The organism is Mycobacterium vicinigordonae, from assembly GCF_013466425.1.
GTDB lineage: Bacteria > Actinomycetota > Actinomycetes > Mycobacteriales > Mycobacteriaceae > Mycobacterium > Mycobacterium vicinigordonae.
The window spans coordinates 4,074,672-4,099,577 of record NZ_CP059165.1; the positions used below are offsets into that span (position 1 = coordinate 4,074,672).

The 24,906-nt window shown below is 65.2% G+C and carries 24 protein-coding genes and 1 tRNA gene; 10 read left to right on the plus strand and 15 right to left on the minus strand.

The annotated features are described in order from the left end of the window. Nucleotides 1-11: 11 nt before the first annotated feature. The 10 genes from H0P51_RS18300 to H0P51_RS18345 all read right to left on the minus strand — a co-directional run bounded on the left by H0P51_RS18300 (nt 12) and on the right by H0P51_RS18345 (nt 12,126). The gene (locus H0P51_RS18300; RefSeq protein WP_180914239.1) at nt 12-1,499 is read right to left on the minus strand and encodes an MCE family protein; all 1,488 of its coding nucleotides are present in this window, start codon (nt 1,497-1,499) and stop codon (nt 12-14) included. Further along, on the minus strand, nt 1,500-2,621 hold the full coding sequence (locus tag H0P51_RS18305) for an MCE family protein (protein WP_281374055.1): 1,122 nt from the start codon (nt 2,619-2,621) through the stop codon (nt 1,500-1,502). Further along, the gene (locus H0P51_RS18310) at nt 2,621-3,934 is read right to left on the minus strand and encodes an MCE family protein (protein ID WP_180914241.1); all 1,314 of its coding nucleotides are present in this window, start codon (nt 3,932-3,934) and stop codon (nt 2,621-2,623) included. Before H0P51_RS18310 ends, H0P51_RS18305 begins: the two co-directional genes overlap by 1 nt. Then, a complete protein-coding gene (locus tag H0P51_RS18315) occupies nt 3,931-5,112 on the minus strand; it encodes a virulence factor Mce family protein (protein WP_180914243.1) in 1,182 nt (393 codons plus the stop codon). The genes H0P51_RS18310 and H0P51_RS18315 overlap by 4 nt, the downstream gene beginning before the upstream one ends. Next, nucleotides 5,109-6,149: an MCE family protein gene (locus H0P51_RS18320; RefSeq protein ID WP_180914245.1), complete on the minus strand. Its 1,041-nt coding sequence runs from the start codon at nt 6,147-6,149 to the stop codon at nt 5,109-5,111. The genes H0P51_RS18315 and H0P51_RS18320 overlap by 4 nt, the downstream gene beginning before the upstream one ends. Beyond that, nucleotides 6,146-7,423 (minus strand): MCE family protein, encoded by a 1,278-nt coding sequence (locus H0P51_RS18325; protein WP_180914247.1) that lies wholly within the window; start codon nt 7,421-7,423, stop codon nt 6,146-6,148. Before H0P51_RS18325 ends, H0P51_RS18320 begins: the two co-directional genes overlap by 4 nt. A gap of 3 nt (nt 7,424-7,426) precedes the next feature. Further along, nucleotides 7,427-8,203 carry an ABC transporter permease gene (locus H0P51_RS18330; RefSeq protein WP_425488882.1) on the minus strand — a complete coding sequence of 259 codons (777 nt, stop codon included), beginning with the start codon at nt 8,201-8,203 and terminating at the stop codon, nt 7,427-7,429. An 88-nt stretch (nt 8,204-8,291) separates the two neighbouring features. Continuing rightward, a complete protein-coding gene (locus tag H0P51_RS18335; RefSeq protein WP_180914250.1) occupies nt 8,292-9,062 on the minus strand; it encodes an MlaE family ABC transporter permease in 771 nt (256 codons plus the stop codon). A gap of 252 nt (nt 9,063-9,314) precedes the next feature. Then, complete coding sequence (locus H0P51_RS18340) at nt 9,315-11,204, minus strand: family 2A encapsulin nanocompartment cargo protein cysteine desulfurase (protein WP_180914252.1); 1,890 nt, start codon at nt 11,202-11,204, stop codon at nt 9,315-9,317. Continuing rightward, nucleotides 11,191-12,126 carry a family 2A encapsulin nanocompartment shell protein gene (locus H0P51_RS18345; protein ID WP_180914254.1) on the minus strand — a complete coding sequence of 312 codons (936 nt, stop codon included), beginning with the start codon at nt 12,124-12,126 and terminating at the stop codon, nt 11,191-11,193. The genes H0P51_RS18340 and H0P51_RS18345 overlap by 14 nt, the downstream gene beginning before the upstream one ends. Nucleotides 12,127-12,500: 374 nt before the next feature. Between H0P51_RS18345 and H0P51_RS18350 the strand changes: the two genes are divergently transcribed. The 6 genes from H0P51_RS18350 to H0P51_RS18375 all read left to right on the plus strand — a co-directional run bounded on the left by H0P51_RS18350 (nt 12,501) and on the right by H0P51_RS18375 (nt 16,949). Then, nucleotides 12,501-13,817, plus strand: a complete 1,317-nt coding sequence (locus tag H0P51_RS18350) for a thioester domain-containing protein (protein WP_180914256.1) — start codon at nt 12,501-12,503, stop codon at nt 13,815-13,817. After that, entirely contained in the window at nt 13,814-14,746 is a 933-nt protein-coding gene (cysK, locus tag H0P51_RS18355) for a cysteine synthase A (protein WP_180914257.1), read from the plus strand. Before H0P51_RS18350 ends, cysK begins: the two co-directional genes overlap by 4 nt. A 2-nt stretch (nt 14,747-14,748) precedes the next feature. Continuing rightward, the gene (cysE, locus tag H0P51_RS18360; protein ID WP_180914259.1) at nt 14,749-15,444 is read left to right on the plus strand and encodes a serine O-acetyltransferase; all 696 of its coding nucleotides are present in this window, start codon (nt 14,749-14,751) and stop codon (nt 15,442-15,444) included. Nucleotides 15,445-15,478: 34 nt separating this feature from the next. Next, nucleotides 15,479-15,925 carry a thioredoxin family protein gene (locus H0P51_RS18365; RefSeq protein ID WP_246398066.1) on the plus strand — a complete coding sequence of 149 codons (447 nt, stop codon included), beginning with the start codon at nt 15,479-15,481 and terminating at the stop codon, nt 15,923-15,925. A gap of 14 nt (nt 15,926-15,939) precedes the next feature. Then, nucleotides 15,940-16,392, plus strand: coding sequence for a DUF4395 domain-containing protein (locus H0P51_RS18370; RefSeq protein WP_180914262.1), 453 nt, complete (start codon nt 15,940-15,942; stop codon nt 16,390-16,392). A gap of 275 nt (nt 16,393-16,667) precedes the next feature. Beyond that, the gene (locus H0P51_RS18375; protein WP_180914264.1) at nt 16,668-16,949 is read left to right on the plus strand and encodes a transcription antitermination regulator; all 282 of its coding nucleotides are present in this window, start codon (nt 16,668-16,670) and stop codon (nt 16,947-16,949) included. A gap of 8 nt (nt 16,950-16,957) precedes the next feature. Here the strand turns inward: H0P51_RS18375 and H0P51_RS18380 are convergent, their stop codons facing one another. The 4 genes from H0P51_RS18380 to H0P51_RS18395 form a co-directional block, all read right to left on the minus strand. Continuing rightward, nucleotides 16,958-17,623 (minus strand): TIGR04282 family arsenosugar biosynthesis glycosyltransferase, encoded by a 666-nt coding sequence (locus H0P51_RS18380; RefSeq protein ID WP_180914266.1) that lies wholly within the window; start codon nt 17,621-17,623, stop codon nt 16,958-16,960. Continuing rightward, a complete protein-coding gene (locus tag H0P51_RS18385) occupies nt 17,620-18,276 on the minus strand; it encodes a glycosyltransferase family 2 protein (RefSeq protein ID WP_180914267.1) in 657 nt (218 codons plus the stop codon). The genes H0P51_RS18380 and H0P51_RS18385 overlap by 4 nt, the downstream gene beginning before the upstream one ends. 9 nt (nt 18,277-18,285) lie before the next feature. After that, the gene (locus H0P51_RS18390) at nt 18,286-19,314 is read right to left on the minus strand and encodes an NAD-dependent epimerase/dehydratase family protein (RefSeq protein ID WP_180914269.1); all 1,029 of its coding nucleotides are present in this window, start codon (nt 19,312-19,314) and stop codon (nt 18,286-18,288) included. A 125-nt stretch (nt 19,315-19,439) separates the two neighbouring features. Then, a complete protein-coding gene (locus H0P51_RS18395; RefSeq protein WP_246398068.1) occupies nt 19,440-20,522 on the minus strand; it encodes a YncE family protein in 1,083 nt (360 codons plus the stop codon). Nucleotides 20,523-20,845: 323 nt separating this feature from the next. Between H0P51_RS18395 and H0P51_RS18400 the strand changes: the two genes are divergently transcribed. From H0P51_RS18400 to H0P51_RS18415, 4 genes are read left to right on the plus strand one after another with little or no spacing between them, the layout of a single operon-like run. Further along, the gene (locus H0P51_RS18400) at nt 20,846-21,529 is read left to right on the plus strand and encodes a methyltransferase domain-containing protein (RefSeq protein ID WP_180919070.1); all 684 of its coding nucleotides are present in this window, start codon (nt 20,846-20,848) and stop codon (nt 21,527-21,529) included. A gap of 50 nt (nt 21,530-21,579) precedes the next feature. Further along, complete coding sequence (locus tag H0P51_RS18405) at nt 21,580-22,812, plus strand: molybdopterin-dependent oxidoreductase (RefSeq protein WP_180919071.1); 1,233 nt, start codon at nt 21,580-21,582, stop codon at nt 22,810-22,812. A gap of 1 nt (nt 22,813) precedes the next feature. Continuing rightward, nucleotides 22,814-23,326 carry a hypothetical protein gene (locus tag H0P51_RS18410; RefSeq protein WP_180914271.1) on the plus strand — a complete coding sequence of 171 codons (513 nt, stop codon included), beginning with the start codon at nt 22,814-22,816 and terminating at the stop codon, nt 23,324-23,326. Then, complete coding sequence (locus H0P51_RS18415; protein WP_180914272.1) at nt 23,323-24,678, plus strand: hypothetical protein; 1,356 nt, start codon at nt 23,323-23,325, stop codon at nt 24,676-24,678. Before H0P51_RS18410 ends, H0P51_RS18415 begins: the two co-directional genes overlap by 4 nt. 43 nt (nt 24,679-24,721) lie before the next feature. Here the strand turns inward: H0P51_RS18415 and H0P51_RS18420 are convergent. Next, nucleotides 24,722-24,794: transfer RNA gene (locus tag H0P51_RS18420), tRNA-Asn, on the minus strand. Between the last annotated feature and the right edge of the window lie 112 nt (nt 24,795-24,906).

Consider the following 24,906-nt stretch of genomic DNA (forward strand, 5'->3'; position numbering starts at 1 on the left):
CTTCCTACTGCTCACGGTGACGGCACCAGCAGCGATTGCCAGTTCTTGGCACGTGGATGTGCCAAATCGGACTCGGTATAGCGGTGCCCGTCGGGTCCCACGTAGTCACCGGTCGCCGGATCGTACGTGGCGACCGCTACCGGCGGTGGAGGTGGCGGTGGTGCCGGTGCGATGCCTTGAGGCGGTGGCAGCCGCGGGTCCTGGCCCGGCGGATACTGCGGAACCCCCTGGCCGGTGGTGGTGGCGTTGGGGTCGCCCTTCCAGTTGTAGCCGTCGTTGAGCGGCACATACTCCTCGTCGCTTTCACACATTTCGACGGTGGGAGCCCGCTTCCACGGCTTGGTTTCGCACGGAATATTGCGTGCACCACGGACATTGAGCTCGGAGTCCTGTGGCAGCCGGCAGTAAAGTTCGGCCGCCGGCCGGTCCGGCGCGTCCACACTGGCCGGCGAACGGCGCTGCGTCGGCGGCAGGAAGCCGGTCGTGCACGGGGGCGGTAAGTTCATGTTGAGGTTGAAGTCCAGATAGAACCCGCGATAGTCCTGCTTGGTCGCGGTGTTGGGTACCAGGGATCCGGCCATCACGGCGATACCCTGCGGCAGCAGCACCAAGATCTGCTCGATGTCGTGGCGATAGACGAAGGCGATGTCCCCCAGGCTCACCAGGTTCGCGAACAGCACCGGCACTGCGGGTGCCACGCGGTCGAACATCGCGCGTCCTTCCTCCAGCCCGGAACTGCCCTGCCGCAAAAGATCTCGCAGGGCGGCGTCCTGCGCCTGGAACTGTGCCGTGATCGCGGCGGTCCGGTGTGCCCATGTCGCGATCGCATCCGCGGTCTGCACTTGGGAATTCAGCACCGGCGGCGCCTGGTCGATCAGGGTGGTCAGCGGCCCGACGTTTTGCCCTGCCGCGATCGCCAACGCCGTTGACCCGTCCACGATCCGAGACAGTTCCGGGCCCAGCCCACCGACCGCACGGTCGGACTCGTTGATCACTGTGCTCAGGTTTGCTCGCGGAATCGCTTGCAGCGCACGGTTGGTCATGTCCAGCAGTCGGCCGATATCGACGGGCACATCGACGTGGCCTGCGGAGATCACGTCCCCGTTACGCAGCAACCGGGTGTGCTGTGCCTGAGTCCCAGCACCCGGTAGCGGGGTCAATTCGAGGTACTGTTCCCCGATCGCCGAGCGGCTATGTACGGATGCCTGCACATCGGCGGGCACCTTGACCCCGGATTTAAGGGCCAGCACAGCGCGCACCCCGGTGGCGGTGACGTTCACCGACCTGACCTGGCCCACGTCGGTGCCGCGGTAGGTGACGACCGAGTTCTCGTATAACCCGCCGGATTGCGGCAAGTCGACGGTGACGTGGTACTCCCCGATCCCGAACAATGTTTCGGGTAGTTTCATGTAGTTGAATGCCATTGCACCGCAAGAGATTATGGTCACGACAAACAGCACTGCTAATTGAACCCAGGTCCTGCGATTCAGGCGCAGCATTCAGTACCCCCCGTCGTGGTAGGGGAAGGTCAGCGGGTTGCCCGCGGTGGCCGGGCTCGGTTGCATGCCGATGGTGCGGCCCCACTGCAATTCGAGCTGGGTGAGGTTGCCCTCCCATCGGGAGCCGGTAAAGATGCCGGTGTCGATGCGGCTCAACGTCAAGTCGACGATCATCGTGAGGTTGGCGTAGTCACCGCGGAACCAATTGCGGACCGTGGAGGTCGGCCAAGGGTAGGTCGCCAGCCCATCCAAGCCCTTGGTGAGCGCCGGTCCGGCGTCTGCGAGCCTGCGCAGCACGGGGGCGATATTGCGCAAGTTGTTGACCAGGGATTGCTTGCTCTGGCGCACGGTGTCGGCTGCGACGGCACTGAACTTGCCGAGTTGGTCGATCGCGTCGGCGATCGCGGCACGCTCCTGGGCCAACACCGCAAGCGCCTTCGGCACGGTGGTCAAAGCTCGGTCGACGACCTGGTCCTTGGCGGCGAACTGGCCCGCCAGCGCGTTGAGATTCTCTGCGGCGGAGATGATGTCGTCGGTCTGCGCGTTGGTGCCGGCGATGAACTCGTCGAGTTGGTGCAACAGGCTTCGCATGTCGTTCTCCCGGCCGGCGAACGCCTTGGCCACTGCTTGGGTAATCTCCTGCAGTTGGCCCAGCCCCCCGCCGTTGAGCAGCACCGACACCGAGGCCAGGGTCTGCTCGGTGGTCGGATACATGCTGGCGTGAGACAGCGGGATGATCGACCCATTGACGAGTTGACCGACCGGCGGCTCGTCCTTGGGCGGCGCCAGTTCGACGTGCATCGAACCCAGCAGACTGGTCTGCCCGATCTTGGCCGTGGAATTGGCCGGCAGGTGGACGTTGCCGTCGATGCGCATGGTGACCAGCGCGTGCCACTCCTGGACCTCGATCTTGGTGACGTTGCCGATGTTGACGTCGTCGACGCGGACGCGAGTGTTTTCCTGGATGTTCACCACGTCGGGCAGCTGCGCCTGAATTGTGTAGGAGCCCGGACCCCCACCGGCGGTGCCGGGCAGCCTCAGCGAGTTCAGTCCATGCCAATCGCACCCGGGCAACAACGCAAGGCAGGCGGCGGTGAGTCCAGCGAGCACGGCGCGCCTGATCATCCGGGCCCCTGCGGGACCATCAGGCCGGCCAGCCCCAATGCCGGGTCGGGGAGGGTCGGGCCCGGACGGGCCGCCGGGGCGGGGTTGGGCGGCTCGGGCGGTGCATCAGGAGCCGGTACGGCCCCGGGCGGCGGCCCATCGGGTCGCAGCCGGTCCTCACTGTAGGTAATCTCGTTCGGGCGGGCCTGCGGCCCCACGAACGGATTGAGCCCCGCCGGGATGTAGTTGTAGATCCGGTTCTTGATGATCGGCTCGACATACTGCAGGCACAGCTTGGACACCCGGTCCAGGCCGCGTCGGGAGGCCGCTTCGATAGAGCTGCATATCCACTGGGGAATGTCGGCGAAGTTGTTCAGCGCGATGATGCCGGTCATCGCACCCTGCGCGGGCTGATAGATGTTCACGAAATTCTGAAACACCGTCGGAGCGACATGCAGAATTTGTTTGATGTCGGCGCGGCTGTCGTTCAGAGCGGTGGTGATGGAACTCAGCCGGTCGAATGTGACACCGATCGATTCGCGGTTCTCCGCGAGGAATCCGCGCAAGTCCACCAGCGCGGTGTCCAGACCTCTTACCGCACTGGCGATTTCGTTGGGGGTATTGGTCAGAACGGTCGTTACGCTGGCCAGATTCCGGTTGAACGACGCCAACAGATCGCTGCTGGAGTACAGCGCCGAAACCAGCAGCTGCAGATTGCGCACCGTGCTGAAGATGTCATCGGCGTGGTCTCCGAGCGCCGAAAGTGCTTCGGAGAGCTTAATGATGGTGTCGCGCGCGGTGTCGCCCTCGCCGCGCAGGTTGTCCGCGGCAGAGTTGACAAAGGTGCCGAGCGAGTTCACCCCGCCCGGCGTCGTCGGCTGCAGCGACTCGGTGAGCTTCTCCAGCTGACGGCGGAAATCGTCCCATTCCACCGGTACCGCGGTGCGGCTCAGCGGTATCGACGCTCCCGCAGCCAGTTTGGGTCCACCGGAATAGGCTGGTACGAGTTGAATCGCCCGCGACGTAACCAGTGACGGCGACAAGATCGCGGCGCGGGCGTCGGCCGGGACAGGGTACTGCTTGTCGACCGAGAAGGTCACCTTTGAACTGGTCGGCTGCGGCTCGATCTTGTCCACCACACCCACCGCGACACCCAAAATGCGAATTTCGTCGCCGACAAAAAGGCCGTTGGCGTTGACGAAGTACGCCGAGTAGGTGTTCTTGTCGACCTCTTTCCACAGTTGCCGGCCGACCAGAAACGAGGCGAAAGCCAGGGTGAGGACCAGGCTGACACAAGTCACCTGCCGGACAACTTTCCGTTCGACGTTCACGGCGCGCCCACCCCGGCAGGTGCGGGCTCGGGCGGGGGCCCCGGCGCAGGCCCGGGTGAGGGCGGCTGAGACCACAGCGGCTGCGGCGCGGCTTCGGGCGGCACGGGCGGCGACCCGGTGGGCGGGTCCACCGACTCGGAGGGCAAGTGCTGGTTGGGATCCAGATACCGGTCGTACATGCGGGAGTCGAGTATCGGCCCGCTCAGCTGACCGGGGACCAGGTTCGCGACATAAGCCTTGAAAAAGGGACCGGATCCCAGGACTTCACCGAAAGACATTGCGTATCGCTTGAATTTGGGCAGAGTGCGCTGCAGGTCTTCTTTGCGATTGTCGAGGACCTCCAGTACGCGGTTCAGCTTGTCGAGCGCCGGCTTGAGTTGCGTGCGGTTCTCGTCGACCAGCCCCGAGAGCTGGTGCGAAACCGCCGTCAGATTGTTCATCAATGCGTCGATCGAATCCCGCTCCTGCAGCAGCGCCACCAGCAGCGCATTGGAATTAGATACCAGGGCGGCAATCTGCTGGCTGCGCCGGCCCAGCACGCCGGCGACATTGTTGGCGTTGCTTAACAGGCTGCGCAGCTGGGCATCACGATTGTTCAGGGTGTCCGAGAATCGCGCCACGCCTTCCAGGGCCGGCCTCAGATTCGGCGGTGTCTCCTTGAAGGTATCCGCCAAGGTGGTTAAGGCCGTGGATAATTGGACGGTATCGAGTCCGCTGATCTGGGTCGTCAGGTCGCCCAGCGCATCGGGCAGGTCGTAGGGGGACGTGGTGCGTTCCAGCGGTATGACGCCCGCCAGCCGGCCCCCGCCACGCGGAGTGAGCTCGAGCATCTTGGAGCCCAAGATCGTTTCGGTCTTGATCGCCGCTTCGGTTCGGTCCCCGAGTTCGACCTTCTTGCGGACGGTGAACCCGACCCGGACCTTGGTGCCTTCCAAGCGGATATCGGAAACTCTGCCGACACCCACGCCGGACACCCGTACCTGATTGCCCGGCTTGATGCCGCCGGCCTCCGCGAAGTAGGCCGCATAGTTGTCATAATCGTTGACGAACGGCAGCTTGTTGTACTGGAACGCGACGATCACCAGGCAGGTCACCAGTACGGTGCCCATCACGCCCAGCAGGAATGAGCTGCGCTTTCTGCCTGGTTTGCCCCCGAATCGCTGGTTGAAGAAGCTCATTGAGGCGTGCACCGCCCAGAGGGCTGGCTGACCAACTTGATGTAGATCGGGTTGCCTCCCTTGCCGTTCATCTTGAGCAGCACTTCGCAGAAGTAGAAGCCGAAGTAGTCGCCGGTAAGGCCCTGCCGCGACAACACCTGGTACACGTCGGGAAGGCTGTGCAGCAGACCGTCGACGTATTCTCGGTCGGCGAGCACCTGGGCCGACATGCGGTCGGTCTCGTGCACCACATCGCGAATCGGCTGGCGCGCCTGGACCAGCAGGTCGGAGATCGAACCCGCGGCAGCATTGACGTACGCGAGCCCGTTGGAGATGTCGGTCTTGCGCTGCGCCAGGCCGTCGACGAATTCCGCGAGTTTGTCCAAGCCGTCGGAGAACTCGTGATCACGGGCGGCGAAAGTATGTAGCACCGTATTCAGGTTGGTGATCAGCTCTCCGATCAACTCGCTGCGACCGGCCAAAGTGGAAGTCAGCGTCGAGGTCTGAGCCAGCACCGAGGCCAGGGTGCCGCCCTGCCCCTGGAATATACGAAGCAGTTGCCCGGACAGCGCGTTGACCTGTTCGGGGTCCAGAGCGCGGAACAACGGGCGGAATCCGCCGATCAAGGTGTCGATATCCAGTGCCGGCGATGTCTTCGATAGCGGAATCGTCGCACCCGCAGCCAACCGGCGCGGTGACCCGGCGCCGTCCTCCAAGGCGAGAAACCGGTCACCAATCAGGTTTTCGTAGCGCACTACGGCCTTGGTGCCCTCGGTCAGGCGCAGACTACGGTCGATCGCGAAGTCGACGGTCACAGTGCCGTCGCGATGCAGGGTGATGTCACCGACCTTGCCGACCTCGGCTCCGGCGATACGCACGAAGTTGCCGGACTTTAGGCCGGATACATTGGTGAACAACGCCCGATAGTTGGTGCGGTCGTCGAACCGCAACTGGCCGAATACCGTGATCAGGGCGAAGGTGAACAGCAAGCACACCACCGTGAATAACGCGACCCGGGCCGCGACTCTCCAGGTGCCCGGCCTTCCAGCTTGACTCATGGTGGTGGCTGCCCTCCGCGGTAGAAGTAGCGCGGCGGCTCCGGCGGATTCTTAGTGGTCGGAAAGTAGTTGGACCACCAAGGATTACCGACGGCCAGGTTGGTGCGGATCTCATTCGGGGCGGCACCCCATCCGGTGTCGGTGACCAGCGCCCGCACCGGGTAATTCGCGCTCGGATCCGGCAGCGACCCACAGCTCGGCCGGCCGCCGGGCCCACCGGTCGCGTTGACCTTCGGCAGATTCTTCGGGTACCGGTACGGATCGTCACCGAAGAGCAGCCCGGCATCCATAATGAACGAATATCCATTGCCCCCAAGGGTTTCCCTGCCGCCATGCTCGACATACCATTGGGCGCCCTGGAATAGGCAGGTGTAGGTGGGCGAATACATCTGCAGCAGCGCCGTTGTCGGGTCGAGCAGGTTGATTGACCGCACGATGTTCGCTTCGCTGCGGCCGATGACGCCGATACCAGCTTGACTAAAGCCGATCGCGGACATCAGCACGGCGTCCAGTGACCGCTGATTGTCGGTGAGGGTGACGCTGGTGGTCGACGCCGAATCGAGGATCGTCAGGATATCCTGCGCTGCGGTCGAATACGCGGCCATCGTCTTGCCGAACAGCTTCCAGTCCAGGTGCATCGTGTCCAGACGCGGGTTGACGGCCTGCAGCACGTCGTTCGCGTCGGTAATCGCCTGCCCGATCCGATCGCCCTTGCCGCGCAACGACTGCGCGAAGGCAGACAGGATCGCGTTCAGCTTCGCCGGGTCGATGGCCTGGACCACGGACTGCAAATTTTCGAAAACCGTGTTGACTTCGACGGTCACATTCCGGGAGTGCAGCACCGCACCGGGCTTCAGTCTCGCGGGGCTGGGATGCTCGGGCACGGTCAGCTCGACGTACTTGGACCCAAACGCGGTGGTCGACTTGATTTCAGCCTCGACGTTGCTCGGCAGGAACTTGAACGCATCCGGCTGCATCTTCAGTTGCAGCCGAGCGGCTTTGGTGTCGGTGCCGATCGAGGCGACCTGGCCGACCTGCACACCGCGCAACTTGACCTTGGCGCCCGACTCCATCACCAGGCCAGCCCGATCCGACACCAAGGTCAGCGGGACGAAGGTGTCGAACTTGCCGGTGAAGGCGCCCGCGGTCAGCGCAATCAGCAACCCGATCACAATAAACAACGTCGGCGCGTACCAAATCGGATCGATCTTGCTCGTCCGGCTTCTGTTCACCCGGAAGGCTCCCCGGTCGCGCTTGTCGTGGTGATTGCTCATGGGTCAGCCAGACAGGTTGAAGTTGCCGTGCTGGCCGTAGACGGACAGCGAAATTAACAGGCACACAAAAGCGGTGACGATCATCGACGACCGTACCGACCGGCCGACCGCCTCTCCGACACCGGCCGGGCCGCCGGTCGCGGTGAAACCGTAGTAGGTGTGGACGACCATCACACCGGTGGCCATCGCCAGCGCCGACCCGAACGACCACAGCAGGTCGGTGGGATGCAGGAACGTACCGAAATAGTGCTCGTAGACGCCGCGCGACTGGCCGTAGACGAAGATGGTCAGGAATTTGGCCGCGATGAACGACATCAGCACCGCGACGGCGTAGAGCGGGATGACAACCAGGACACCGGCGATGATCCGAGTGGAGGCCAGATAGGTGATCGCGCGAATGCCCATTACTTCCAGCGCGTCGATCTCTTCGTTGATACGCATGGCACCCAATTGGGCGGTCGCGCCGGCGCCGATGGTGGCCGCGAGTGCCAACCCTGCTGTGCAGGGCGCGATCATGCGGACGTTCAAGAATGCCGACAGGAAACCGGTCAGTGCCTCGACGCCGACGTTGGACAGCGTGTCGTAGCCCTGCACTGCCACCAGGGCACCGGTGGTCAGCGTCAGGAAGCCGATGATGCCGACGGTGCCACCAATGACCGCGAGCGCTCCTGTGCCCATGCCCATCTCGGCGATCAGCCGCAGCAGCTCACCCGGATAGCGACGTACGGCCTCGCCGATGTTGAGCAGGGAACGACCATAGAACGCGGTCTGTTCGCCCATTTTCCGAGTGGCCGACACGAGCCTGGAGGCGATGTCTGCGAATCGCGAAGGGCCGCTCAGCGTCGCCTCACTCATGGCACGGTGGGGTTCATTTGGCGGTGACCTTCACACCGAGCGCGGTGGTCAAGATATTGATGAAGAACAAAGCCATAAATGAGAACACCACGGTTTCGTTCACCGCACTGCCGACACCGGCGGGGCCGCCGCCCACCGAAAGTCCTTTGTAGCAGGCGATCAGGCCCGCCGAGATGCCGAACAGGGTCGCCTTGATCAGCGAAATCACCACTTGCGGCAGCCCGGTGAGCAATGTCATCCCCGCGACGAAGGCGCCGGGTGTGACGTGCTGGACGTACACGACGAAGATGTAGCTGCCGACCAGGCCGGTTACAGCGACCACCGAATACAGCAGCACCGCGACGAAGGTGGCCGCAATGAGACGCGGGACCACCAGTGCCTGAATGGGATTAACGCCGATGACTTTCATCGCGTCAATTTCCTCACGGATGGTGCGCGCTCCCAAGTCGGCGCACATAGCCGTCGAGCCGGCACCCGAGACGACCATTGCCGTGACAACCGGGCCCACCTGCGTCACCGACGCCAGCCCTGCGCCGGCACCGGACAGATCGCCGGCACCGATCTCTACGAGCAGAATGTTCAACACGAACACAATCAGCACCGTGTACGGAATCGACAACATGATGGTCGGGAAAATCGACACCCGGGCGACGAACCAGATCTGCTCAAGGATCTCGCGCCACGCCCACGGCCGTCGCACCAGCACCACAAATGTCTCCGCGCAGAACTGGAAGAACCCGCCCAGCGCGTTCATGGGTTTGGACATGGTTGTCGAGATGGTCATCGGGTCGGTTTACCCCCCCGGGTTATCCGAAAGTACAGACGGCTCATATCAGATCCTCGTTAAGCCTGCGCGGCAACAGGATTCGCATCTGGCCGTATTATCTTGTGCGACAAGGGTTTAGCAACTTCTGCAACGTAATCCAGGCTGCGTCGCCTAATTGCAGATAGAAACACGACGCCAGCTTACGAGCAACGCCTGGTCCAACCCAGGTTTGTAATCAGGCGGAAAACAAGGGTGGAAAGTATGCGCCGATCAGCCTACGGCCGCGCCGCCCTCCGCGATGCGACGGACTGCCCTGAGGAAGATGTCGATCTCCTCGAAGGTGTTGTAGAACGCGAACGACGGGCGAACCGTGGCCTCCAGCCCGTACCGCCGCAGAATCGGCTGCGCGCAGTGATGGCCGGCCCGGACCGCGATTCCCTCGGCATTTAGCGCTTTGCCGACCTCCAGCGGCTCGTGACCGGCCAGCACGAACGACAGCACGCTGGCCTTTTCGCTCGCGGTACCCACCAGGCGAACACCGGGAATGTCGGCCAGCCGCGGTGTCGCGTATTCGAGTAACTCGTGCTCGTAGGCCGCGATGCGCTCGATGCCCACCTTCTCGACATAGCGCAGCGCTTCACCGAGTCCGACCGCATCGGCGATGTTGCCGGTGCCGGCCTCGAACTTGTTGGGCAGGCCTTGATACAGCGACCGCTCCAGAGTGACGTCGGCGATCATGTTCCCGCCGCCCTGCCACGGTGGCGTCTCGGCGAGCGCCTCCTCGCTGCCGTACAGCACACCGATTCCCGTGGGGCCGTAGATCTTATGGCCGGAGAATACAAAGAAGTCCACACCCAGCTCGGCGACGTCGATCGGCAGATGCGGAATCGACTGCGCGCCGTCGATCAGCACCCGGGCCCCGTAGCGGTGCCCGAGCTGCACAATCTTCTCGACGGGGGTCACCGTACCCAGCGCATTCGAAACCTGGGTTGCTGCAACCAGTTTGGTTTTCGGCCCGAGCAGGTCCTCGAATTCCGACAGCAGCAGATTGCCCGCCTCGTCCACCGGCGCCACTTTCAACACCGCGCCGGTCTGCTGCGAAATCAGTTGCCAGGGAACGATGTTCGCATGATGCTCGAGGTGGGTGATGACGATTTCGTCGCCGGGTTTGAGATGTTTGCCACCCCACGCGTAGGCGACCAGGTTGATGGCCTCGGTGGTGCCCCGCACGAAGATGTTCTGTTCGGACTTGGGGGCGCCGATGAAACGACGCACGGTATCGCGCGCCTCTTCGTAGGCGTCGGTGGCCCGGGCGGCCAATTCGTGTGCCGCACGGTGGATGTTGGAGTTCTCGTGGGCGTAGAAGTACGCCAACCGGTCGATCACCACCTGGGGCTTCTGGGTGGTGGCGGCGTTGTCGAACCAGATCAGCGGCTTGCCGTTGACTGTCTCGCGCAGGATGGGGAAATCGGCCCGCACCGCGGCGACGTCGAAAACCTCGTGCTCGTCCGGCAGCTGCGGTATCGGCTCGGGTCGGGTGAGGAAGTTGTAGCTGGCTTCATCCCCGGGCACGCGCGGGCCCGGTGCCGCCACCGGCGCGTCGGACCAACCCAGATCGGTAACCGTTGGGGCTTCGGGTAGCCAACCGGGCGCCGAGCCACGAGGTGCCACCGGGGCGGTCGGTGCCGCGCCGGCCAGCACACCGGGCACCGTCGGGACGATGCCCGACGTCGGCACTGCGAACACCGTCAGGTCGACGACTCCGGGTGGCAGCAACGGATCGGCGGCCAAGGTCTCACCGGCGGTAGGCGCTGCAGTGGAGTCCGGCACACTGCCGCGCGGCGCCACCGGCGCCGTCTGCGGCGGGACACCCTCCGGCCCGGGGGATGTCGGGGCGGGGACGTACACATCCGATAATCCGACTAGCGGCACCGGGGCCGGGAACAGATCAGAGGTAGTTGCAGCCGTCCGTGCAGCCGACGTCGCGGCCGTCGTGTCGGGTGCGTTCCCGCGCGGCGCGACCGGTGTGGTCTGCGGTGGGCTGTCCGGCCCTGGCCGGATGCTGGCCGCGTAGATCTGGCTGGCCAGCGCGGCCAGTTCCCCGGCGCTGACCGGGAGTTCGCTTTCGGCGTCTACCGAGCGGTACTCACTTGTACTCATGGAACTGGTCCACGGCGACGTTGTCGAGCACGGCAAGCGCATCGTCGGTGAGAACAGCCAGCGAGGTGTACAGAGTGACCAGGTAGGTGGCGATCGCCGACTTGTTGATCCCGGTGAACCGCACCGACAAGCCGGGCGCCTGCTCCCCGACCAGACCCGGCTGGAACAGGCCCACCACGCCTTGCCGCTCCTCACCGGTGCGCACCAGCAGAAACTTCGTCTTGCCGTCTTCGACCGGCACCTTGTCCGACGGGATCAGCGGGATACCACGCCAGGTGATGAACTGGGCGCCGAACAGGCTCACTACCGGCGGCGGCACCCCGCGGTACGTAGCCTCGCGTCCGAACGCGGCAATGCCCAGCGGGTGGGTAAGGAAGAAGCTGGGCGTCTTCCACACCTTGGTGATGAGCGCGTCCAGGTCGTCAGGGGTTGGGGCACCGCCCAGGGTCTGAATGGTCTGCTCGGGGGTGGCCTGAGCCAGAAGTCCGTACTCGGGGCTATTGACCAGCTCGAACTCCTGGCGCTCTTTGATGGTCTCGATGGTCAGCCGCAGCTGCTGCGCGATCTGGTCGTGCGGGCTCGAATACAAGTCGGAAACCCTGGTGTGGATGTCGAGCAAGGTCGAGATGGTACGCAGGGTGTACTCGCGCGGACTGGTCTCGTAGTCGACATAAGTCTCCGGCAGCGGCTCGTCGACGCTGGCACCCGCCTCGGCTTTGATGGCGACCCGGTCCGGGTTAACGACCCGGTTGACGCGGTAAATACCGGCTTCCACCGGCACCCAGCTCAGCAGGTGCAACAGCCAGCGAGGCGTGATCGTCGACAGCTGCGGGACGGTCTTTGTGGCATTGGCGAGCTGCCGGGCGGCAAGGTCGCCGAGCGCCTGGGACTCGTTCTGCGCCCCCTGGGATGAAGTGGCCATCGTCGTCCTTTCCGTGCGTATTCTCCGGCTACGCGGGGATTGCCGGCAGAGCCATCATGCCCCACCTCAAGCCCGAATGCCCGCCGAGGGTAACCAGACCTTGGCGCCCGGACAAAGCGTTTAACCGAGGCTGAGCCGAACCGGCAAGACTCTCCCAGATTCCTCTCAGCGGAGTCCAAATTTTCGATGCTTTATAGTGGTCGCATGCCACAGCCCGTCCAGCTGCGTATTGTCCGCACGCGCTGCATTGCCGTGGCCTGTTGTTGTTGTTCCTGTTGATTTCTGACGCCATCTGACCGTTCAGCAATCGTCGCGCTCCCACCGATCTCGGTGTAGTGATGCGCGCTACACCGTTCAGGAAGAGCAACCGTCCCATGACCGTTCTATCGATACCCACGGCCATATCGCGGGTCGCGACCCGCAGCCGAGTCCGCGTCCGCCCCGCCGTCGAACCGGCTCGCATGACGCGTTACCGCGGCGGCACTTACTCGCACACCGTTGACAAGGTTGTGTTCACCGACGGCACCTCGGCTCGCACCGACCTGATCAGGCTCAATCCCAACCTGCAGGCCTACTCGCTGGACTTCGCCGGGATCGCCCCGCATCACCCGTCGCCCTATCGGCTTGGGTCGTGGTCGGCGCTCCCCCATCTACACACCCGCGGATGTGAAGCCGAGGTGGAGTGGATCCTGCGCCACTCGTTCCCGATGCGGTCCATCGCGCGGGTGAGCGACGAGCTGCGCCGGGCTGGTTACCCGCTAGGTCGGGGCAACATCAGCGAGCATGAGGCCATCGCGGCGACCCAGGCCGCGATCTGGCACTTCACCAACGGGATGGCACTGGACACCCGGCCGTTGAATGCGCCCATCGCCGTTCTCCGGGGCCCCGGCTCGGCGCTCACCTTCGAGTTCGACGGGCAGCCGCAACTCGGCGGGTACGCGCTATGGACCGCGTCTGAATCCCCCGTCACGGTTCGGCTGCAGAAATCCGCCGACGCCGTCGTCTGGCAAGACGTCTCCGGATCCCAATTGGTCACCAATCCGGGCAGGGGCCGCTACCAGCGCACACTCGGCCTCGGCAGCACGTTGTCGAGCGACAGTCACGGCCGCGGTGCCCGCGGCTACCGCTATTACCGGTTGCTCACCGCCGCGCCGGACGGCTCACCCGACGCGGCGGCCACCATCGACCACGTCGACTTCTGGCTTACCGGCTCCGGTCACTACCGCAACACCGACCGCGTCGTACATCTCTACAACTACTTGCTGTCCGGGGCCTACACCGCTCTTCGGACCGCCCCGCAGCCGCTGCTCGACAGCGCGGCCGTCGCCGAGCCGGGGCTGGTCGGCCCGTTCCAGGTGAGCGTCCCGATGACGCTGAGAGTCGGCGCCGGCTATCAACTCATCGACGCATTCGGCGCGGTCCTCGACGAAAGGATCGCACCAGGCACCGACTTCTATGTGTGTTTCACCGCGGGGAGCCCGCGAACCAAGGGAATAAGGCTGACCGGATTCACGTCGCACCACCTGAGCGGCCGGGTGTTGACCGGAGTGGCGCTGGCAGGGTCGGCACAGGGGTCGGTTCCCGGACTCACTCCGGTTGCGCTGACCACCCCTGTGCACGCGACAATTGAATTCGACATCACCTGGCAAACCGTCCGGGCCGGCACCGACATCGTTGGAGAATGTGGATGACCATCGCGGAGAACATCACACAACTCATCGGGAACACGCCGCTGGTGCGGCTCCGCCGGGTCACCGACGGCGCAGTTGCTGATGTCGTGGCCAAGCTGGAGTCGTTCAACCCGGCCGGCAGCGTGAAGGACCGCATCGGCGTGGCGATGATCGATGCGGCCGAGCAGGCAGGCCTGATTAACCCGGACACCATCATCGTCGAGCCCACCAGCGGCAACACCGGTATCGCGCTGGCAATGGTGGCCGCCGCTCGCGGCTACAAACTGGTGCTCACCATGCCAGACACGATGAGCATCGAACGACGGATGCTGCTGCGGGCCTACGGGGCCGAACTGATCCTCACCCCGGGCTCCGAAGGCATGCCGGGGGCTATCGCACGGGCCGAAGAGCTGGTCAAATCCGACGACCGCTACTTCATGCCCCAACAATTCGAGAATCCGGCCAACCCGGCCGTGCACGCCGTCACGACCGCCGAAGAAGTTTGGCGCGACACCGACGGCAAAATCGACTTTTTCGTTTCCGGCGTCGGCACCGGTGGAACCATCACCGGCGTCGCCCAGGTGATCAAGGAACGCAAGCCGTCAACGCAGTTCATCGCGGTCGAGCCGGCTGCGTCGCCGGTGTTGTCCGGCGGCCAGAAGGGACCACATCCCATCCAGGGCATCGGAGCCGGGTTCATCCCGCCGGTGCTGGACATGGCTCTGGTCGACGAGGTCATCACCGTCGAGAACGAAGACGCACTCACGCTGGCCCGCCGGCTGGCCAAAGAAGAGGGCCTGCTGGTCGGCATCTCCTCGGGTGCCGCAGTAGCCGCCGCCCTCGAAGTTGCGCGCCGGCCGGAGAATGCCGGAAAGCTCGTTGTCGTGGTGCTGCCGTCGTTCGGCGAACGCTATCTCAGTACCGTGCTGTTCTCTGATCTGGCGGATTGACCGTGCTCAAAGCCATCCGACGGGATATCCGAGCGGCCAGGGAACGCGATCCGGCCGAGCCGACCGTGCTCGAGGTCGTCTTCGCCTACCCGGGTGTGCACGCCGTGTGGGGGCACCGGATCAGCCACTGGCTGTGGCTGCGCGGCGCGCGCCTGCTGGCGCGGACCTTGGCGGAAATCACCCGGATCCTGACCGGGGTGGAAATCCACCCCGGCGCCAGGCTGGGCCCCGGCTTGTTCATCGACCACGCGACCGGGGTGGTGATTGGGGAGACCACGGAGGTCGGCGAAGACGTGACCCTGTTTCACGGCGTCACCCTCGGCGGCACGGGCCGCGACCGCGGCAAACGACACCCCACCATCGGCGACCGGGTTGTCATCGGCGCCGGAGCCAAAGTGCTGGGTGCGATCAAAATCGGCGATGACAGCCGGATCGGCGCCAACTCCGTGGTGGTCAAGGAGGTGCCGGCCAGCGCTGTGGTGGTCGGTGTGCCGGGACAGATCGTCAGCCGCCCGGGACCTGCCAGCGAGGACGAATCCAAGCTGCCCGACCTCGTCGGGGTCAGCCTGAAGTCACTACTCACCCGGGTGGCCAGGTTGGAAGAGCAGGGCACCGGCCAGCAGAACGGTCAGTCGGCAGAGCGTGTCATTCGCCCCCCCGAGGCCGGGGTGTGGCATGGCGAGGATTTCTCCATCTAGGGAATATCGCGACGGAGAAAGTGTTGGTGAGCTGGTGAGTTCTGTGGTGATAGCCGGGGTTGCGATTGTCGCGGCGTTAGGCGCGGCATGCGTCTTGGGCTGTGTGATCAACCGGCGGTCGGGGGTGCTGCGGCCCGCGACATATCCCTCGGCGTCCGAGCAGGACAACTCCGACCTCAACCTGTCCGACAGTGGGCCGACGGTGCTGCACTTCAGCGCTGACTGGTGCGGACCCTGCGCGGCGGTTCGACGGGTAGTCGACCAGGTGTGCACTGAGTTGCCCGAAGTCGCGCACGTCGAACTGGACATCGACGCGAACCCGGTTGCGGCCAGGCGACTATCGGTGCTGTCGCTGCCCACCACCTTCATCTTCGACGCCAAAGGCCAGCAGCAGTACCGCACGGCGGGCGTACCGAAAGCCGTTGACCTGCACGCGGCGCTGCAACCACTGCTGGTGTCAGCGGTCGAGTCAGGCGAGTGAGAGGAACAACGTCGATGCCGTCCGATATCAGCCAAGTAGACGTCCGCGGACCGCGATTCGCGGCCTGGATCACAACCACCGTTCTGGTGCTCACCCTGGTGGTCTCGATGATCAGCCCCATTGCGGCGGCGGTGATTCTCGCGGCGCAAGCAGTGGTCTTCGCGGTCACCGCGGTGCGCGGCCCGCGGAACAGCCCGTACGGGTGGCTCTTCGCCAAGTTCGTCGCGACACGGCTCGGTCCGGTGACTGAACGTGAACCGGTGCCACCGCTGAAGTTCGCCCAACTCGTCGGTCTTGTATTCGCTGTCATCGGGGTCGTGGGATTCGCGTCGGGCATTCAACTGCTCGGTACCATCGCAACTGGATTCGCTCTCTTCGCCGCCTTCCTCAACGCCGCTTTCGGCATCTGCCTGGGTTGCCAGATGTACCCGCTGGTCGCGCGTCTCCGTCGCGTCCCCGCGGCGTAGCGGTCGAATCAGCCAGAAATCAAACGGGTTACGGTGCAGTCGGGGGTGTAATCAGCGCGTTCGGCGAAACAGCTCCTGTCGTCGGCGCGTCGATCGAACCGAATGCGACGCCCCCCTCTTGCCGATGTCGTATAGTTATCCCATGCAATGGTTTCCCAGGTCACGTGCAGCGCACCGGGCGGCCTGCTTTCACTGCCGGTGATTCCCTTATTGCGCTTGACGTTTCGTGCCATGACCATGGCCGACATAGCGTTTCAACGAGAGGTCGAAGTCGGATGACGGACGGTCTGCAGACGCACCCGCACCTCGACTCTGGCCGCGAGCAAAACACCCGCGCACTCGACGTGGCGGTAGGCATCCTCGTCGGTCTGCGCCGCTGCAGCACATACGTCTCGTTCCGAGAACTGCTGTCTGCCAGCGAACGACACGCAGTGCCGATTTTTGCCCTGGCCGGAGCATTGGTAAACCTGGCCAGCCGCGACCCCAACTGCCGGCCCGCGACAGCAGCCGCACAGTCTGCCGCGGAACGTGAGTGGGGTGCCTACTACCCGCCCTAGGTTGACGTTCAGAGTCCCGCTGCGAGGGTGGTGCGGACGAAATGACTGCCGGGACTGCAAGACTGGCGCACCACCGCAATATCGTCGATAACGTCGAAGTCGCTCAGGACGTCCGCCTGGGTCACCTCAATTCCGTTGTCGTTCAACGCGTTCAAGGTGAGATCCGCGGTGTCGGGTCGCGACATCGGGACGCTGCGCAGGCATTCGGCCGCCGTCGGCGTCTGCAATCCGAGCACCCACCAACCGCCGTCGCACGCCCGGCCGAGGAGCGCCTGTGCCCGGAGTAGCCGACGCGCGCAGTCGGCTAGCAGCTCGCCGGTCACCTGAGGGGTGTCCATCCCAATCTGCAACACCGCGTGCCCGGCGGACCCCGCGTCGAGGTGCGCGTTGGCCAGCCGGTCAGCGAAGTCGTCGCCGCGCTGCGGAATCACCTGAAACGACTCGAGTCGGCGACGGATCTCGGTGCCACCGGCTGCACCGTCCAGGTCGCCGGTGAGCGCCACCACCCGCGACGCCACCGGCGTAGCGGACATCGCGTCGAGTGTGTCCAACAGCGCCGCGGCCGCGATCTGCGCGGCAACCTCTTCGCCCACGGACGCGGCGAGCCGCGTCTTGGCACGGCCCGGCTCGGGGGCCTTCGCCACCACCAGCAGCGTCACCGGCAACCCGGTCACGAGATGACCTTCCAGAAATCGAGAATCGCGGTGATGCTGCCCCGAAGAGAGCCGCTGACCTTCGATTTACCGCCGGTCCGAGGACCGTAGTTGACATCGAGTTCGACCACCCGCCAGCCGGCAGCGGCCGCTCGAACCAGCAGTTCCAGCGGATAGCCCGACCGCCGATCGACGACACCCAGATCCAGCAGCGCCGCGCGCCGGGCCACCCGCATCGGCGCTATGTCATGAACCGGCAGGCCATGGCGTGTGCGCAACCGCCAGCTCATCACCACGGTGCCCACCCGAGCCACCCACGGCCAATGCAGCCCCGGCACCGGGCGCCGGCGGCCGATCACCAGGTCGGCGCCCTGGTTGAGCGCGTCGACCAGACGCGGCAGGTCACCGGCGTTCATCGAACCGTCGGCGTCGATCACCGCCACGATCGCGGTGTGGGCGGCGACCACGCCCGCGTGCACCGCCGACCCGTAACCGGGCCGCGGCTCGTGTACGACGACAGCACCTTGGCGGTTGGCGACTCCGGCGGTGTCGTCGGTGCTGCCGTTGTCCACCACCAGCGCGTGGTAACCGGCGGGGATCGCAGCCAACACAGCCGGAAGTGACTCCTGCTCGTTGAGGCAGGGCAGCACCACGGTCACGTCATCGTCGGCCATTCGTCATTCCTAACGCAGCGGCGCGAAGGCGAATTCGCGCAGGCCCTCGCGCGGGTCGATGGCCGCCCGGAAACCCAGCACCTCAGCGGCGCGGGCCGGGTCGGCGACGATGTGCCGCACGTCGCCGCTGCGGTACTCCCCGGTGACGATTGGACTCAGGCCCGCCTCGCGTGCGTCGCTCACCGCGGCGGCCACCTCGAGGATCGAGATGGGTCGTCCCGAGCAGACATTGACTGCGGTGAAGCCGTCGCACTCGGCGGTGGCCGCGACGTTCGCCGCCGCCACGTCGTCCACGTGCACGAAGTCCCGCATTTGCCGACCGTCTTCGAAAACTTTTGGTGGCAAACCCTTTTCGAGTGAGGAACGAAAGATCGCGGCGACCCCCGAATACGGGGTGTCCCGCGGCATACCGGGGCCGTAGACGTTGTGATACCGCAGCGCCACCACCGAACCACCGGTGGCCTCCGACCACGCCAGCGCGTAATGCTCCTGCGCGGTCTTACTTGCCGCGTAGAGACTTCGCGGCCGCAGCGCAACGTCCTCGGCGACAAGGCGCCAGTGCAACTCCTCACCGCCGACCGGACAGCGGTGCTCGAAGACCCCGGCATCCAGATCGGCCCGCCGACGCGGCAGCGGATCGACCGGTCCGTGCACCGAGCAGGAGTAGCTGCCCTGCCCGTACACAACCATCGACGACGCCAGCACCAACCGTCGTACTCCCGCCTCGAACATCTGCGCCAGCAGCACGGTAGTGCCAAAATCATTGTGCCCGCCATAGGCCGGTGCATCCGCGGCGTTCACCCCAGCACCCACCATTGCGGCCTGATGGCATACCAGGTCCACCCCGGCCAGCAGTGGCGCCAAGCCGTCGCCGTCGCGGACGTCCACCCGGTGGCATCCGGGCGGCAATTGCGCATCCGGTCCATGCGCCGCCGGCAGCAACAGGTCGACGCCCACCACGTCATGACCGGCGCCGCGCAGTGCAGCGCCCACCCGCGAACCGATGAACCCCGCCGCCCCGGTCAGCAGCACCTTCATGACAGCTCTACCGTTCCTCTCGCCGTGTTTGACCGCTCTCACCATGGCCTAACGTCCTGCCGCTATCCAAATCCGTCACCAAAACGGTTGCGGCATAAGAGCCTCTAAGCTCGGCCCGTGGGTGGTCAGGTCGCCGGCAGCAGCTCGGGGGTGATGACCTGTAAGGTTCCGCCACCGTCGGCAAGGCTGCCCGTCACCACAACAGTGCCCGAATGTGGATCCACCGCAACGGAATTCGGCTGCCGCACGGTGGCTACATCGCCCAGGATCCGCGGCTTGCCAGGGTCGGGGAGGTCGATCACCCGAACCTGGTTGGACGCGGTCAATGTGACATAGAGGCGGCGACGCGCACCGTCATACGCCAGACCGTAGGGTTTTCCCGGCGCGTCGACCTTCGCGACACCGGTGAGTTGCGGGTCCACCCGTTCGATAAGTACCGCGCCACCGTCGGTGTCGGCAAAGGCCGCTCGGTCGCCACCCAGGGCCACCGCATGGGTGAGTTTCACCCCGACCGGCCCCTGCGCCACTTGCCGACCGGCCGGCCCGTCGTATACCCACACCCCGTTGCCCTGCACGTCGGCCACCGCGGCGTAATTGCCGACGGCTGCGACGCCGCCCGGCTGTACCGGTCCGGCGGGTAGCGAGGCGACCACCACCCCGCCTCGTACCAGCACCACGCCGCCGCCGTGTTCGTTGGTGACGACGATCGTGTCCCCCGCCGTCCGCGCCGCGTCGTGCGGTTGGTGGCCGACACCCGTCACAGCCCTGAGCACGTGACCGTCGGCAAGGGAAAGCTCCCACAGCTCGTTGGTCGCCTCCAGCGGGACCAAGACGGGGCCATCGGGGCCGACCAGGCTCAGGTGCCTGGCCGATCCCCGGGTCGGGACCAGTTGCCGTCGCACGCCCGTCGCCGCGTCGAACAACTCGATACCGTCGGGGTTACGCACCGCCACCGCGCCGACTCCGGACGTTCCGATGACGATGCCCTCGGGGATGTCGCCCGTCGGGACCACCGTGCCGACCGGCGCGCCCGGCGCTGGGGCGATCGCTGGCTCGGCTGCGGGTCTTGCTGTGGGCGCCGAGTTGGGCGTACTTGGGTGTTGGGTGCAGCCGGCAACCAGCGACATCATCGTCAGTACCGCCGCGCCGACCCGCGTCCGCAGCCGCGCCAAAGCGTCGCGATACGGCGCGGCGGCATTCGGTTTCATCACGCCACACCGGGTACCCGCGGCGGTACAGAACAACCAAATCAAGGGTCTACCAGCTCATATGCGCGAGCAACAATCAGTCCAAGGAATCCCGACGTTTTGAAATCAGTGTGAGGGCAATCCAACGCGCTACCAGCACCGAATAGCGGGGGAAGGCACCGTCGGTGTCCTCGGGCGGGTGAGGGAAGGGGTTCAACATCGTTCCGAGCAAAGTCGCTTCGGTGGGCTGTGCCGAACTGCGCGTAGATCGTGCAGCCGGTGACGCGTTTCAACGCCAACCGCAGGACGCTCTCATTGGCGAGAGTTACGATCCAGCGGTGTCGATGTCGGCGGATCTCATCTATCGCTCGGCCGCGGCCGGCAGGTCATGTTGGTCCCGTAACCATCACGGACACCGCCGTGATCTGCCGATCGACCGGTGGATGGGTGGCGCGCAGAGCACGCCCCAGGACCGGTCGGCCGATGAGCACGTCCTGGCGCTCTGCTCGTCGCGGCCCACCCTGGACGTGGGGTGCGGTCCAGGACGGTTCGCCGCGGCACTGCAACAACGGGGATTACCCGCACTGGGCATCGACAACTCCACCGCGGCGGTGGAGATGACACGTCAGCGAGGCGGAACGGCAATTCGCCGCGACTTGTTCGCGCCGTTGCCTGGCGAAGGCAACTGGGATCAAGTCCTGCTCACCGACGGCAACATCGGCATCGGGGGCGATCCGGTCCAGACGTTACGGAGGGCGGCGGACCTGCTTGCCCCTGGCGGCGTGGTGATCGCCGAGATCGACTGTCCCGCAACGTCGATCTGTTACGAACTGATTCGGTGGGAAACCGATCACCATCTGGGACACTGGTTTCCGTGGTCGCGGGTCGGACTCGGTGCACTGGCCGGCATCGCGGTCGCCGCCGGTTTACTTGTCACCCAAGCCGTCGACATTCACAATCGGGTGATCACCGTGCTGAAGGCCGACGCCGGCGCACAGCGCGGTGTCAACGGCGGAGTAGTCACCTGAACGCCACGCCCCGCGACACCGAACATCCCACGACACCCGCGGACGGCGCTCTGCCGTGGTGGCGAAGCCCGCTGCGCGGCCCCTGGCTGACTTCAATACTTGGCCTAGCACTACTGGTCGGGCTGCCGGTGGTGGCCCTGACCGGCCTGCTCTCCTACATCGCTTACGGCCCCAAACTGGGTCAGGCCATCCCGGGCGAGGTGGGGTGGCTCAGGCTGCCCATCTTCGATTGGCCAACCCGGCCCTCCTGGTTGTACCGGCTCACCCAGGGCTTGCACGTTGGATTGGGTCTGATCCTGATCCCGGTGGTGTTGGCAAAACTGTGGTCGGTCATCCCTCGACTGTTCGTGTGGCCACCGGCACGGACGATCGCGCAGCTGCTGGAGCGGCTGTCGTTGGTGATGTTGGTCGGCGGGATACTCTTCGAGATCGTCACCGGCGTGCTGAACATCCAGTACGACTACATCTTCGGCTTCAGCTTCTACGACGCGCACTACTTCGGGGCGTGGATCTTCATCGCTGGCTTTACGATCCACGTGTTAATTAAGTTCCCAAAGATGGTGCGCAGCTTGCGTTCTCGGTCTTTTCGCTCCGTGCTTCGCACCTCGCGTGCCGACACGCTGCCCGAACCTCCCGACGCCGACGGGCTGGTAGCCGCGAATCCCGCGCCGCCCACGATGAGTCGTCGCGGAGCGCTCGGGCTGGTCGCCGGCGGCGCGCTGTTCGTCGGAGTACTCACCGCCGGCCAGACCGTGGGCGGTGTCGCCCGCAGTGCAGCCTTCCTGGTGCCGCGAGGCCGAAGCCGCGGCAACGGCCCCAACGATTTTCAGGTCAACCGTACCGCCGCCGCCGCCGCGATCACGCCCGCAGACATGGGCGCCGGCTGGCGACTCGCGCTGCTCGGACCGACCGGGACGAAGTTGCTGGATCGGCGCGACCTCGAGTCGATGCCGCAACACACCGCAACGCTGCCGATCGCCTGCGTCGAAGGCTGGTCGACCACCCAGACCTGGAGCGGAGTCCGGCTCGCGGATCTGGCCGCGATGGCCGGGATGCCCGGACCTGCCCGAGCCACCGTCCGTTCGCTGGAGCGGTTCGGCGCCTTCAACCAGGCGGTGCTGGCCGCCAACCAGGTGGGTGATCGTGACTCGCTGCTCGCCCTGCGGGTCAACGGCGTCGATTTGTCGCCCGATCACGGCTACCCCGCACGCATCATCGTTCCCGCCCTACCAGGGGTGCACAACACCAAATGGGTGCGGTCTATCGAGTTCGGAACGCCCTAAGATGCGCGCGCTGATCGCTCGGTTCCGCGCGTTCTACGGCGGCAATCCGTTGCATCTTTTGGGCACGGTTGCAGCCTGCGCGCTGGCCGGTTACGTGGTCACCGTGCTGGGGCCGGCTGCCCTGTTTAACCCCAGAGTCTGGTGGCAGTCGATCGGAGTCTGGTTTCTGGCCGCGGTGGTCGCACACGATCTGATCCTGTTTCCCCTCTACGCCATTGCCGACCGCTCGCTGGTTCGGGCGCTCGCGGCCGTGCGGGCGCGCCGTGCAGCGCCGCGGCCGGGAGTCTCGCCGCTGAACTATCTGCGTGTTCCGACGCTCGCGACTGGGCTGTCACTACTGCTGTTCTTCCCGGGCATCATCCAGCAGGGGCATGCGACGTATACGACGGCTACCGGGCAGGATCAGAGCCCGTTTCTAGGACGCTGGCTGCTGCTGGTCGCTGCCGTCTACGCTCTGAGCGCACTGGCCTATGCCGTCCGACTCGCAATGGCGCGACATCCAAAGGAACGGTGAAGACGGGTCGCCGCGAAATCGTCGCGGTATCCATCGGCGTCGCTTTGGTGACAGCCGCTTTCGTGGTACCGCATCTGAACCTTGGCATTGTTACTCCCCTGATCCACAGTTCGCCGCAGACGATTCACGACTTAGCCGGCACCGCACCGATTTTCGGTTGGTGGAACGTCCACGCCGGCTGGAGCAGCATCGCCGCCGCAGCCATAGGAATCGCGGCGGTGGTCTGGGGACCCCGTCTGGCGCAGCAGTTGTCGTGGCGAGCGCTGACACTCTCGACGTGGGCAACCTCGTGCGCATGGGCCTTTGCACTGGCGATGATCGACGGCTGGCAGCTCGGGTTCGCGGGCCGGCTGGTCGCCCGCCACGAGTACCTACGTCAGGTGCCCACGGTCACCGACATCCCGGAGATGTTGCGGACCTTCTCTCGCCGCATCCTTGATTTTCAGCCCGATTCGTGGATAACCCATGTCTCCGGGCATCCGCCCGGCGCGCTGCTTACCTTCGTCTGGCTCGACCGCATCGGATTGGGCGGCGGCGCATGGGCGGGAGCGTTCTGCCTGTTGATCGGGTCGAGCGCAGCGACCGCGGTGATCGTCGCGGTGCGCGCCACCGCCGACGAAGCCACCGCACGCAACGCCGCACCGTTCGTCGCCGTCGCACCAACCGCGATCTGGGTCGCAGTCTCGGCGGACGCCTACTTCGCCGGAGTCGCCGCCTGGGGTATCGCCCTGCTCGCGCTGGCCGCCAGCCGGACCGTGCGCGCGCCGGTCCCGGTCGCCGTCGCAGCCGGTCTGCTGCTCGGCTGGGCCGCATTTCTGAACTACGGCATGGTGTTGATGGCACTGCCCGCGCTGGCAGTGCTCGTCGCCGTCCGTAATCGCCGGGCGGCCTGCACAGCGCTGGCGGCAGCACTTCTTGCCGCCCTGGCGGTGCTGGTGGCGTTCGCGCTGGCCGGGTTCTGGTGGTTCGACGGATACACGCTGGTTCAGCGACGCTATTGGCAGGGCATCGCGATGAACCGGCCGTTTCAGTATTGGAGCTGGGCCAATCTGGCTTCGGTCTGCTGCGCGATCGGTCTTGGCAGCGTCGCCGGCCTGGGCCGGGTCTTCGACACGGCAGCAATCCGCCGGCGGTCCGGTCTGCAGCTGCTGGTGCTGGCCGCGATTGCAGCCATCATCTGCGCCGATTTGAGCATGCTCAGCAAGGCTGAAACGGAGCGAATCTGGCTGCCGTTCACGGTGTGGCTGACTGCGGCCGGCGCGCTGCTACCTGGGCAGTCGCAGCGCTGGTGGCTGGCGGCCAACGTGATCGGCGCACTCGCGATCAACCATTTGATCCTGACCAATTGGTAGCCGGGTCAACCCAAACGATCCGGCAAACGCCGCCTTGCGCAGGCTCCCCCGGAAGGACTCGAACCTTCAACCCTTCGGTTAACAGCCGAATGCTCTGCCAGTTGAGCTACAGGGGACTATCAGTCCAGCGAGACGCTGGTGCTGACCGCGGGACGACTCTAGCGTACTGGCATAGGCGGCCCCAACTAGAGGCCCCCGGGTAAGTTGCGGACCAGTTTGCCGATTCCT